The 11,618-nt window shown below is 73.0% G+C and carries 10 protein-coding genes; 3 read left to right on the forward strand and 7 right to left on the reverse strand.

The window, feature by feature from the left end; translation table 11 throughout:
* Positions 1-4: 4 nt before the first annotated feature.
* The 4 genes from BUB75_RS47005 to BUB75_RS10090 all read right to left on the reverse strand — a co-directional run bounded on the left by BUB75_RS47005 (position 5) and on the right by BUB75_RS10090 (position 7,394).
* Positions 5-1,963 (reverse strand): serine/threonine-protein kinase, encoded by a 1,959-nt coding sequence (locus tag BUB75_RS47005; RefSeq protein WP_218617411.1) that lies wholly within the window; start codon positions 1,961-1,963, stop codon positions 5-7.
* A gap of 88 nt (positions 1,964-2,051) precedes the next feature.
* Entirely contained in the window at positions 2,052-5,558 is a 3,507-nt protein-coding gene (locus tag BUB75_RS10080) for an adenylate/guanylate cyclase domain-containing protein (protein ID WP_073254684.1), read from the reverse strand.
* A 157-nt stretch (positions 5,559-5,715) separates the two neighbouring features.
* The gene (locus BUB75_RS10085) at positions 5,716-6,480 is read right to left on the reverse strand and encodes an MBL fold metallo-hydrolase (RefSeq protein ID WP_073254687.1); all 765 of its coding nucleotides are present in this window, start codon (positions 6,478-6,480) and stop codon (positions 5,716-5,718) included.
* The gene (locus tag BUB75_RS10090; RefSeq protein WP_073254690.1) at positions 6,477-7,394 is read right to left on the reverse strand and encodes an NUDIX hydrolase; all 918 of its coding nucleotides are present in this window, start codon (positions 7,392-7,394) and stop codon (positions 6,477-6,479) included. Before BUB75_RS10090 ends, BUB75_RS10085 begins: the two co-directional genes overlap by 4 nt.
* 167 nt (positions 7,395-7,561) lie before the next feature.
* On the opposite strand from BUB75_RS10090, the gene BUB75_RS10095 reads away from it, so the two are divergent.
* Positions 7,562-8,350 (forward strand): MerR family transcriptional regulator, encoded by a 789-nt coding sequence (locus tag BUB75_RS10095; RefSeq protein ID WP_073254693.1) that lies wholly within the window; start codon positions 7,562-7,564, stop codon positions 8,348-8,350.
* Positions 8,351-8,390: 40 nt separating this feature from the next.
* On the opposite strand, the gene BUB75_RS10100 is transcribed toward BUB75_RS10095, so the two are convergent.
* Both BUB75_RS10100 and sp36 read right to left on the reverse strand, forming a co-directional pair.
* The gene (locus BUB75_RS10100) at positions 8,391-8,849 is read right to left on the reverse strand and encodes a RidA family protein (protein WP_073254696.1); all 459 of its coding nucleotides are present in this window, start codon (positions 8,847-8,849) and stop codon (positions 8,391-8,393) included.
* The gene (gene sp36, locus BUB75_RS46165) at positions 8,846-9,007 is read right to left on the reverse strand and encodes a Sp36 family protein (RefSeq protein ID WP_178379814.1); all 162 of its coding nucleotides are present in this window, start codon (positions 9,005-9,007) and stop codon (positions 8,846-8,848) included. Before sp36 ends, BUB75_RS10100 begins: the two co-directional genes overlap by 4 nt.
* On the opposite strand from sp36, the gene bagA reads away from it, so the two are divergent.
* The gene (gene bagA, locus BUB75_RS10105; protein ID WP_073254699.1) at positions 9,006-10,046 is read left to right on the forward strand and encodes an ATPase BagA; all 1,041 of its coding nucleotides are present in this window, start codon (positions 9,006-9,008) and stop codon (positions 10,044-10,046) included. The two genes, sp36 and bagA, sit on opposite strands and share 2 nt — an antisense overlap.
* The gene (gene bagB / locus BUB75_RS10110) at positions 10,043-11,170 is read left to right on the forward strand and encodes an ArsA family ATPase (RefSeq protein WP_073254702.1); all 1,128 of its coding nucleotides are present in this window, start codon (positions 10,043-10,045) and stop codon (positions 11,168-11,170) included. Before bagA ends, bagB begins: the two co-directional genes overlap by 4 nt.
* On the opposite strand, the gene BUB75_RS10115 is transcribed toward bagB, so the two are convergent.
* Positions 11,167-11,457 (reverse strand): WhiB family transcriptional regulator, encoded by a 291-nt coding sequence (locus BUB75_RS10115; protein WP_073255273.1) that lies wholly within the window; start codon positions 11,455-11,457, stop codon positions 11,167-11,169. The genes bagB and BUB75_RS10115 overlap by 4 nt on opposite strands.
* Between the last annotated feature and the right edge of the window lie 161 nt (positions 11,458-11,618).

Raw genomic sequence — 11,618 nt, forward strand, 5'->3', positions numbered from 1 at the left:
CCGGTCACCTCACGAAGTAGGCCCGGCGTAGTTCGTCGGTGCCCTTGCCGGCCAGGCAGCGGAACTTTGTGGCCCCGAACGCGGACGCGGTCGTCCGCCACCCACCGGCGTCCTGGCCGGTTGCGGTCAACACCGCGGTGAGCACCGTCGACGAGCACAGGAACTGCACGTGCGGGTCCGCCTGCAGTGCCTTCGGGTCGGTGCCGCCCGTGCTCGAGGACAGCGTCCCGATCACGTACGTCTCCCAGGTGTGGTTGTTCGTGCACCCACGAGCCCGCACCGAGCCATTGGACTGGTCGCGCCAGCACTCCGGTTTCGCCGGGCACTGAGCCTGCATGCCGGACCCGGTCGCCGCCAGCACCGCCACCTCGCACGCGCTGTCGAACGCGTTCGCACCGGCGGTGGACGTCGGCATCTGGTCAAGCGGGAAGCCGGGCAGCTCGCCGCTGCGCGTGGGGGACGGTTGCGGCGGCCCGGTCGTCCGCGGACCCTCGACCGGCTCCGTGGTCGCCGGCGGCCGCGGCGGATCGTCGGAGCCTCCCAGGAGGCCCGTCACGGCGAGCCCGATCCCGCTGGCGACGATCAGCGCGGCCACCACGATGCCGACGATCACCAGCACGCGCTTCGTCCCGCGTGAGCTCGGCGGCCCACCCGGCGGCGGAGCGTTGAAGCCGCCCGGCGGCGGACCGTACGGCGGCTGGTACCCGCCGGCCTCCGGCTTGCCCGGCGCGTACGTGCTACTCGGGAACACCGAGGTCGGGTTGGCCCCGCCCCGCGGCTGGTTGTACGGCGCGGACGGGGCGGGCGGACCGCTGTGCGGCGCGGGCGGTAGACCGCCCTGCTGCCACCCGCCGGTCACCGGACCGCTGGACGCGGCACCGTACCCGCCGCCCGAGGAGGGCGGCCCTGACGAGGGCCCGGACGGCGGTCCCGACGGCGAACCGGTCCGGCCGCCGTACACCGAACCGGCGGCGGCCGCGCCCGACGCGGGCGGACCGGACGACGGCGCTCCGAACGACGGCGCCCCCGAGGACGGTGCTCCGGAGGACGGCGCGCCCGACGACGGCGGACCGGACGACGGCACCGGCGGCACCGCGCCGAACGCGTGGCGCGACCCGGTATCGGCGTCGAGGTCCATCGAGGCCAACGCGTCCCGCAGCTCCGCGGCCGACGGGTACCGGTCCTCGGCGTACGGCGCCATCGCCTGCCGCAACACGTTCGAGAACGACGCCGGGACGCCCGGGATGTCCGGAACCGGCTCGTCCAGCATCATGACCATCGTGGCGAGGCTCGGCGTCCCGGTCTCCGGCCACCGCGGCGGACGCCCGGACAGCAGCGCGTACAGCGACGCCCCGAGCGCGTACTGGTCACCCAGCGGCGTCGGCGGCTCCATCCGGAACACCTCGGGCGGCGCGTACGCGGGCGTCAACGCTTCGATCGTCACCGAGAGTTCCCGGCTCGGGTCGGGCAACGCCGCCAGACCGAAGTCGGCCAGGCCCGGCACCCCGTACCGGTTGATGAGGATGTTCCCGGGCTTCACGTCCCGGTGCAGGATGCCGTTGTCGTGCGCGGCCTGCAGGGCGTCCGCGATCTTGACCCCGACGTCGCGGACCTCCACCGGCGACAGCGGGCCGTGCTGCCGCAGCCGCGACGCGTACGAACCGCCGGTGCAGAGCTCCATGACCAGGTACGGGTGGTTGTCCTCGGTCACCCCGGCGTCGTACACGTTGACGACGTTCGGGTGGCCGGACATCCGACCGGCGGCCTCCGCCTCACGCAGGAAGCGACGCCGGTCACGCTCCGACTCCAACGAGCGAGTGTCGATCTTGAGCGCGACCTCACGTCCGATCGAGTCCTGCCTGGCCCGGTACACGGTGGAATACCCACCACGGGCAAGAACGGTCAGATCGGACAGACCGGCCACCGGTGATGCCGGCTGGGTCCCGGACGCCTCACTTCGCACTGGACGACCGTACCGACTTCCCGCGAGTCGTGGGCCGTGAGCTGTCTCGCGGCAGACAATCTTTCCGACCGCTCGGCTGACCCTCTGACTACTCAGGGCGAGCAAGCGCGTGCGCCAGAGCGACACGGTCACGCACCGTATCGCTGGCTGCCCGCTCCGAGGCCTGCTCCGTCCCGTAGGCGAGCGCCACCGCCTCGTCCGCCGCGACGAGGGCCTCCGGCAGCGCCCCGGAGGCCGCCAGCGAGACCGCCAGCGCCCGCCGGGAAACGATCCGGCTGCGGATGTCCTCGGCGGGCACCCGGGACGCCCGGCGCGCCCACTCCAGCGATTCCTGCGCCCGGCCCGCCTCCAGCAGGACACCGGCGTAGTGCGCGAGCGCCTGACGCCGAGGGAACAGCAGCGACGGGCCGCTGGCGTCGTTCACCACCTCGCCGAACAGCTTGATCGCGCCGTCCCGGTCACCGCTCAGGCGGCGGGCCTGCGCTTGCAGCACAAGCGGGCCGACCCGGGTGGACGGGTCGACCTCCAGCGGCGCGATGAGCTCCAGCGTCCGGACGGCGTCCGCTTCGGCCGCCGCCACCTCGCCCGAGCCGAGATGGCAGTAGCCGCGCACGGTCAGCGCGATACCCGCGGTGAGCGGGTGACTGATCTGCGCGCCGACCTCCAGTGCCTCGGTCAGCAGCTCGACGGCCTCGTCCAGGCGGTCGAGCCCGCGGGCGATCACCCCGCGGACGGTGAGCGCCAGACTCGCGCCCCACGGGTCGTGCCCGGCGACGAACGCGGCGTGCGCCAGGTCGGCCTGGTCCGTGGCGTGAGTGAGGTCACCCAGCTCGGCGGCGGCGAACGCGTCCACGATCCGGAGCGCGGCCACCGCCCACCCGTCGGCGACCCGCTCGGCGTACGGCACGAACTTCTCCGCGAGGCGGCGCGCCTCGTGCAGGCGTCCCTCCAGCAGTCGGACGAAAGCCGTCGTGCCACGTACCCAGGACCGGCCGGCCGGGTCGTCGAGCCGGGCGAACACCGCCCGCGCCTCCTCCAGCACCCGGTCGGCGCGGTCGAAGTCACCCCGGGTGGTCGCCGACCACGCCAGATGCTGCAGGGCCCAGGCGGTACCCGGCCCGTCGTCGGACGCCGACGCGACCCGGTACGCGGCGGTGAAGCGACGCTCGGCCAGCGGCAACCGGCCGCTGAGGTAATCGAGCATGCCGAGCCGCCGGAGCGCCTCGCTCTCGCAGTGCGGCAGGCCGGCTGCCCGGGAACGGCGCAGCGCCGAACTCCACGCCGCGACCGCCGCCCTGGTCTCGCCGACCGCCCGCAGCGCCTCGCCCTTGACCAGCAGCGCGGCGACGGCCACCGGACCGTCCCCCACCGCGACCGCGGACGCGATCTCGCGCGCCTCGTCGGCCCGACCGCTGGCCAGCAGCGCCCGCGCTCGGAGCAGCCGGAGGTCGTCGACACCAACCGTGCCCTGGGCCCGTTCCGGCAGCAGCGCGATCGCCCGGTCGAGCAGGCCGAGTGCGCGGGCCGGCTCACCGAGCGCGATCGTCCGCTCGGACAGCCGGTGCAGCGCGGCGACCCCGATTCCGGCGACCTGCCGGGCCTGGTGCTGGGGCGGCAGCGACATCTGGTCGGCTAGCCGCAGTGCCCGCTCGGCGTGGCGCGCGATGAATTCGTCGCGTTCCACGTCGGACAGGCCGCGCACCGGCTCGCCGTCGGCCCAGCGGGCGATCCGGGCGTGCCGCGCGGCCAGGTCGGCGTGCCCGATGCCGCTGTAGGCCGCCTCCCGCATCAGCGCGGTGACGAAGCCGTATCCGCCGCTGGCGGTGCGGCGGAGCATGCGTCTGCTGATCAGGTCCGCCAGCGCCCGGTCGAGGTCGGACGCCGCGGTGGCCAGCGAGCGGCGGCTACCCCGCAGCTCCTCCAGCGCACCGGCCGGAACCCGGTCACCGACGACGGCCGCGTCCCGCAGGACCGTGCGTGGGTACGGCGGCAACGCGTCGATACGGGCGGTCAGCACCGCGGCCAGGTCCGAGGAGAGCAGCCGCCCGGCGAAACCACCCGGCGCGAGCCGCCAGCCGCCGGCTCCCCCGGTCAGCCGTCCCTGCTCGACCAGCAGCGAGACCAGCTCGGCCAGGTAGAACGGGTTGCCCTGGGCGGTGGCGAGCAGCCGGGTCTCGTCCGCGCGGTCGAGCGGGCCACCGAGGTACGAACGCAGCAGCCGGGAGACCGCGGCACCGGTCAGCGGCGGCAGCGGCAGCGGCTCGGCGGCGGCCAGCCGGGTCAGCAGCCCGTGCGTCCGGACGAGCTCAGGACGACCGAGCAACAGCAGGAGAACCGCACCGTCCAGCCGGTCGACGAGCCCTCCGATTGCGTCCAGCGTGTCCGGCGAGGCGTTGTGGACGTCGTCGAGCTCGACCAGCACGGGGTCGGTCGCGGCCAGCCCGGTGAGCAGCGCTGCCAGCACGGCGGGCGTCCGCTCCCGGCGTCCGGCCGCGGTCGAGATGCCCGGGACGCCGCTCAGCGCGTCCACGTCGGATTCCACCCCGACCAGGTCGAACAGCACCTCGACGCCACCCGGCCCCAGCCCGGGATCCGGCAGGTCGGTGGCGACCCGGCGGATGCGCTCGGCGATCCGGTCGCCCCGCTCGTCCGGCTCGACACCGCACGCCTGCCGGACCAGGTCGGCCAGCGGCGCCAGCCGCCCGGTCTCGCCGAACGCCGGGCAGCGGGTGGACAGCGTGCGGGCGCCGTACGAGTCACCCACCATCCGGGCGACCTCGGCACCGAGCCGGGTCTTGCCCGCCCCGGCCTCCGCTGTGACGACGACGACGCGCGGCTCGCCCTCGTCGACGACCTCCGCGAACCGTCCGAGCAGGCGTCCGGTCTCGACCTCGCGTCCGACGAACGGCGCCTCGTCACCGAGTCCCGGCCGGATGCCGGGGGCGTCGCGCAGGCCGAGGAGCTCGTAGGCCTCGACCGGCTGACGCTTGCCCTTGAGCCGCAGCGGTGGCAGGCGACGCCAGGCCGCCCGGTCGCGTGTGGCGCGCTGGGTACGGGCGCCCGCATAGACCGCGCCCATGCCGGCGGCGTCCGACAGCCGGGCAGCGGTGTTCACGGTGTCGCCGATGACCGTGTAAGAGAGGGCAGCTTGCACACCGGCGACCACTTCGCCGGTGTTCACCCCGACGCGCAGCCCGAGGCGGCGTCCACCACCCAGCTCGTCCTCGATCACGCGTTTGACCGCGCGCTGCATGGCCAGCGCCGAGCGGACCGCGCGCTCCGGATCGTCCTCATGGGCGACCGGAGCGCCGAAGACGGCCATGATGCCGTCGCCGGTCAGTTTGTCGACGTGACCGCCGAAGGCGGTGACGGCCTGCGCGCAGGCCGCAAGCACCCGGTCGGTCAACCTGCCGACCCGCTCCGGGTCGAGGTCCTCCGACCAGGCGGTGAAGTCGGTGAGGTCACCGAACAGGACCGTCACGACCCGGCGTTCGGTCGCGAACGCGGCAGGCTCGACGTCCGGCAGGCGGGTACCGCAGTGATGGCAGTACCGCGCGCCAGGCACCGCGACCGTGCCGCACACCGGACACGTCATCGTCGGTACCCGGTCAAAGGCGGCGGTGCCATCGGTAGGGCCGGGCACGTCAATCGTCGGTACCCGGTCAAAGGCGGCGGTGCCATCGGTAGGGCCGGGCACGTCAATCGTCGGCCCCCGGTCAAAGGCGGCGGTGCCATCGGGAGGGCCGGACAGGTCATGGTCGGTCGGCCACCCGGAGGTAATCGAGCTGGGCACGCACCGAGAGCTCGGCGGCCGGCCAGACCGACCGGTCGACGTCGGCGTATACGGTCGCGACCACCTCGGCGGGTGAGGTGGCTCCGGCGGCCACCGCCGCCTGGACCTGCGCGAGCCGCTCGGCCCGGTGGCGGAGGTAGTACCCGGCCACCGCCTCCGCGTCGGGTAGCACCGGGCCGTGCCCCGGCAGCACCGGGATCGAGCCCAGCCCGCGGAGCCGCTCCAGGCTGGTGAGGTAGTCGCCGAGCTGGCCGTCCGGCCAGGCGACGACCGTGGTGCCCCGGCCGAGGATCGTGTCGCCGGTGAGCACGGCTTCCTCCCCGACGACGAACGAGACGGAGTCCGCCGTGTGACCGGGCGTTCCGAACGCCCGGATCCTCAAGCCCGCGACGTCCAGCGGCTCACCGTCCGCGATCAGCGCCTGGCCGCCGACCGCGTGTTTTGGGTCCAGCGCGAGCACGTCCGAACCGGTCATCTCGGCGAACCGACGGGCGCCCTCGGCGTGGTCCGGGTGGCCGTGGGTGAGCAGCGTCGCGACGACCGGGCCGTGGGCGGCCACCTGCTCCAGGTGCGACGGCAGCAGCGGACCGGGGTCGACGACCACGCAGCCGCTCGCACCCGGCGCACGCAGCACCCAGGTGTTGGTGCCGTCCAGCGTCATCGGTCCGGGGTTGTCCGCGCGGACGAGCGTCGCCCAAGCCGGAACCCAGTCGGGCAGCGTCACGTCGTCGACCCCTTCTCGGGCTGCGTCGCCGGAAGCCGCCCGTGTCGCGCGATACCGGCCAGCAGGCCGGAAACGAACTCCGGCGTCACACCGGCGGGCAGCAGTTCGAGCGCGTCCGACGGCAGCGTGAGCTGCGGCCCGCCCTCACCCCGCTGATACACGGGCTGGATGGGGCGGATCGTCCGGGTCTCGGCCGCGGCGAACACGTCCGCGAGCGTTCCGAACTCGGTCAGGCTCAGCAGCGTGGACGCCGTCGGCGGCAGCATGCCCAGCTCGCCGCGCTCGACCGTGGCGAGCGCCTCGGCCGGACGGAGCCAGAGCCCGCGGGTCGCTTCGCCGGAGGGCTGCTGCACCTGCTGACCGGCAGGCAACCCGGCGACGAAGAACCGCGTGTCGAACCGGCGTTTCTCGGCCTCCGGGGTGATCCAGTGCGTCCACGGGCGGACCAGGTCGGTCCGGAGGACCAAACCTCGGGAGTCCAGCAACGCGGGCAGCGTGGCCTCGCCGGCCTCCAGCGCGGCCCGGTCGTGCGCGAGGTCGGCCGCGCCGGGGAACGATTGCCCGTCGGCCGGCTCCGCCAGCAGTACGCCGATCTCCTCGAACGTCTCGCGAACCGCCGCGGTGACCAGCGCCCTGGACAGGTCGGCTGCGGCCCCGAGCGGCCAGCCGGCCGGGTCAGGGCCGCGCCAGGACCCTTCGCGGACGTAGTCCCCCGCATCGACCGAGCCGCCGGGAAACACCGTGAGCCCGGCGAACGCGGCGAGGTGGGTCGACCTGACGAGGAGATATGCCTCGATGCCACCGGGCGCGTCGCGGAGCAGGATCGTCGTCGACGCGTCGCGGGGCGTGGGCGGTCGCGGGTGCTGCGCGGGCCGTCCTGCGTCTGCGGCCTCGGCCGGCACTCCGGGAACCATGAGGGCATCGTAGGTCGTGGAGGGCTGTCGTCGACCTGCTGTCGGCGATCTGGGCTCCGTCGTTCGCTTCGCAGCCCGGTACGCGGTCGCCGTCGTGGAGTACGGTGCCAGCTGTGACGGGGCGCGACCGCAGAGATCACGGAGAGTCTGCCACTATCCCCACCACCGTGCTGCCCTCCGCCGACACTCTCGCCCAGCGGCAGTTGCCGACCGATCTGAGCGTCGAGCAGTTGGCCGAACAGTGCCGGGTGAGCGTCCGGCTGGTCCGCGCGCACCAGTCCCGGCGGCTGCTGCACCCGCCCCGCCGGGTCGGCAGGCGGAGCGTGTACGACCACTCGCACATCGACCGGCTGGAACTGATCCAGCGGTTACAGCGGGCCGGGTTCTCGCTGGCCGCGATCCGGGCGCTGCTGCAGACCGGCCACAACGCGCCGGAACTCGCGCTGGCCTGGCACGCCGAGGGCCTGGCGATGCGGTTCCCGTCACCCACCGACACCTCGGACCCCGACCTGCAGGTCGAACCCGAAGGCGTGGCCGACCTGCACGCGCAGCCGGGCGCCTGGGAGGCGCTGGAGTCCTACGGGCTGGTCAGCCGCGCGCCGGACGGCAACTGGCACGGCACCCACCCGGTGCTGGTCGCGGTCGGCCGCCGGGCCAGGGAGATGGGTCTGCCCTCGACGGAGATCACCCGGCTGCAGCTGCGGGTCGCGGCCGCCGCGCTGGAACTCTCCCGGGAGATCCTGGAGGCGTTCACGCCGATCTTCGCGCTCCGGGCGCCGGCGCCGCGCCCCGGCGACGACGCGGCCGAGAACGGCCTGGTCAGCGACCGGACGCGTCTGATCGAGGACTACGCGGGTATGTCGTCGGTGGCGACCGCGCTGGTGAGCGCGACGTTCGAGGTCCAGCTCAGCCGAGTCGTGCGAGGCGTCGTCGGCATCCCGTCCGCCCCCGTGTGAAAGACCTACCGACGCCGGAGCGCCGGTAGGTCTACACAGCTCAGCGCACCTCGACGATCAGCTCGACCTCGACCGGGGCGTTCAGCGGCAGCACCGCGACACCGACCGCGCTCCGCGCGTGCTTGCCGGCGTCGCCGAACACGGCACCGAACAGCTCGCTGGCGCCGTTGACGACGCCCGGCTGGCCGAAGAACCCGGGTGCGGACGCGACGAACCCGACCGCCTTCACGACCCGCACGACGTCGTCCAGGTCGACGACCGAGGCCACCGCGGCGAGCGCGTTGAGCCCGGCCGTCCGGGCGAGCTCGTACCCGGTCTCCGGAGAGACTTCGGCGCCCAGCAAACCGGTGACGGCGAGCTTGCCGTCCACCACCGGAAGCTGACCGGAGGTGTAGACGTACGAGCCGGTGCGCAGCGCGGGCACATAGGCGGCCACCGGGGCCGGCACGGCGGGCAGCGTCAGGCCCAGTTCAGCGAGCCGTTCTGCGACCTTGCTCACTGGCCTTCCTTGGGCCGCTTCAGGTAGGCGACGAGTTGCTCGGCGTTCGGGCCGGGCACGACGGCGACCAGTTCCCAGCCGTCTTCACCCCAGTTGTCCAGGATCTGCTTCGTGGCGTGCACGAGCAGCGGGACCGTCACGTACTCCCACTTCGTCATGGCCGCACCCTACTGGGAGCACCATGCTGACCGGCAGCTTGCCGCCCCGCGTGGTTACGCTCGTAGAGTGCCCGAGGAATCCACAGCGTTCCCCCCGGCGCGGCTGCACATAGTCACCGGTAAGGGCGGCACCGGAAAGACCACGGTCGCCGCAGCACTCGCGCTGGCGCTGGCCGCAGGCGGACGCCGCACGCTGCTCGTCGAGGTGGAAGGCCGGCAGGGGATCGCCCCGATGTTCGGCCTCGACCCGCTGCCCTACTCCGAGCGACCGATCGCGGTCGCCCCCGAAGGGGGCGAGGTCCGCGCGCTGGCCGTGGACGCCGAAGAGGCGCTGCTCGACTACCTGGAGATGTTCTACAAGCTCGGCCGCGCGGGGCGAGTGCTGAAGAAGCTCGGTGCGATCGACTTCGCCACCACGATCGCGCCCGGCATGCGTGACGTCCTGCTGACCGGCAAGGTCAAGGAGGCCGTGACCCGCGCTGACCGCGGTCGGCGGGTGTACGACGCGGTCGTGATGGACGCGCCGCCGACCGGCCGGGTGGGGCGCTTCCTCAACGTCAACTCCGAGGTGGCCGGGTTGGCGAAGGTCGGGCCGATCAAGACCCAGTCGGACGGCGTGATGGCCGTCCTCCGTTCGCCGATGACCGCGATCCACCTGGTGACGCTCCTCGAGGAGATGCCGGTGCAGGAGACCTCGGACGCCGTCACCGAGCTGGCCGGGATCGGGCTGCCGATCGGCGTGGTGCTGGTCAACGCGGTCCGCGGAACGTCGCTGGTCGACGCCAAGGTCACCCAGGCCGAGCTAAAGCGCGGGCTGGCGGCCGCCGGGCTCGCGACCGACCGGCAGACCGTGAAAGGTCTCGCCGACGAGGTGGCCGACCACGTCCGCCGGGTAGGGCTGGAGCAGCGGCTGCGAGGCGAGCTGACCGAACTCGGCCGCCCCGTGCTGGATCTGCCGTTCCTCCCGGAGGGCATGGATACCGACGGGCTGTACGAACTGGCCGACGCGCTGCGGAAGGCGGGGGTGCGGGCGCCGTGAGTGGTCTGGACATCGAGGCGCTGCTGACCGACGCCGATACGCGCATCATCGTGTGCTGCGGCTCCGGCGGGGTGGGCAAGACGACAACGGCTGCGGCGCTCGGCCTCCGCGCGGCGGAGGCCGGCCGGCGGACGGTCGTGCTCACGATCGACCCGGCGCGGCGGCTCGCGCAGTCGATGGGGCTCTCCGAACTCGACAACGTCCCGCGCCGGGTGAAGGGCGTCGAGACGACAGGCGGCGGCGAGCTGCACGCGATGATGCTCGACATGAAACGCACGTTCGACGAGGTCGTGCTCGCGCACACCGACCCCGGACGCGCCGAGGAGATCTTCGCGAACCCGTTCTATCAGGCGATGTCGTCCTCGTTCTCCGGGACGCAGGAGTACATGGCGATGGAGAAGCTCAGCCAGCTCCGCGCGGCCGACGAGTGGGATCTGATCATCGTCGACACGCCACCGAGCCGGTCGGCGCTGGACTTCCTGGACGCGCCCCAGAACCTGGCCCGGTTCCTGGACGGGCGGCTGCTCAAGCTGCTGCTGGCGCCTGCCAAGACCGGCGGGCGCGGCGTGCTGAAGGTGATGTCGGGGACGTTCTCGCTGTTCAGCCGCGTCATCACGAAGATTCTCGGTAACCAACTGCTGGACGACGTCTCGACGTTCGTCGCCGCGTTGGACTCGATGTTCGGCGGCTTCCGCGAGCGCGCTCAGCGGACCTACGACCTGTTGAAGACGCCGGGTACGGCGTTCGTCGTGGTTGCTGCCCCCGAGCCGGACGCCGTCCGCGAAGCGTCGTACTTCGCGGACCGTCTGCTCGCCGAGGGAATGCCGCTGGCGGGGTTGGTTCTCAACCGGGTCCACGCGACCGAGGCCCCGGGGCTCTCCGCGGCCGACGCGCTGGACGCCGCTGAGAAGTTGGATCGCACCGGCGAGTCGCCGTTGACCGCCGAGGTGCTGAGGATCCACGCCGGTCTGTCCCGGCTGGTGGAGCGGGAGCGGCGGATCGCGGCGGGTTTCACCACCGCGCACCCGGACGTCCCGATCGTCGAGGTGCCTGCCGAGGCCGAGGATGTCCACGACCTCGACGGCCTGCGCCGAGTGGGCTCAGCGCTCGCAAGTACCGCCTAGCCGGTGGGCTGCAGGTCGTGCGCCTTGCGCGCGGCCTCGAGCAGCTTCCACCACGACGTCACGTCAGGGCGACGACGTAACAAGGCACGACGCTCGCGCTCGGTCATACCGCCCCAAACGCCGAACTCCACGCGGTTGTCGAGCGCATCAGCGAGGCACTCGGTCCGAACCGGACAACCCATGCACACCGTCTTGGCGCGGTTCTGAGCCGCACCTTGGACGAAGAGCGAGTCCGGATCGCTGGCACGACAGGCCGCACGTCCAGCCCAGTCAGCGATCATCGTCATCATCCGGCCCCCTTCAGCGTCACGCCGTCCCGGCAAGGCTCGTCAGGCACGCAAAATCCGTGTGGGCGACGCCGTGTCGGTCCGGCATGCCTGCCCCAGGACGGTAAGAAAGCGACAGTGGCGGTTGGCAGCGGCCATTCGGGTGGTCTTTGAACAGCACT

The organism is Cryptosporangium aurantiacum (assembly GCF_900143005.1).
GTDB classification, from domain to species: Bacteria; Actinomycetota; Actinomycetes; order Mycobacteriales; family Cryptosporangiaceae; genus Cryptosporangium; species Cryptosporangium aurantiacum.

Bases quoted from the DNA above. Each gene is read 5' to 3' on its own strand.
- BUB75_RS10080 (WP_073254684.1), bottom strand. From the start codon at position 5,558: ATGACGTGTCCGGTGTGCGGCACGGTCGCGGTGCCTGGCGCGCGGTAC.
- BUB75_RS10090 (WP_073254690.1), bottom strand. From the start codon at position 7,394: ATGGTTCCCGGAGTGCCGGCCGAGGCCGCAGACGCAGGACGGCCCGCG.
- bagA (WP_073254699.1), top strand. From the start codon at position 9,006: ATGGCCGCACCCTACTGGGAGCACCATGCTGACCGGCAGCTTGCCGCC.
- sp36 (WP_178379814.1), bottom strand. From the start codon at position 9,007: ATGACGAAGTGGGAGTACGTGACGGTCCCGCTGCTCGTGCACGCCACG.
- BUB75_RS10115 (WP_073255273.1), bottom strand. From the start codon at position 11,457: ATGACGATGATCGCTGACTGGGCTGGACGTGCGGCCTGTCGTGCCAGC.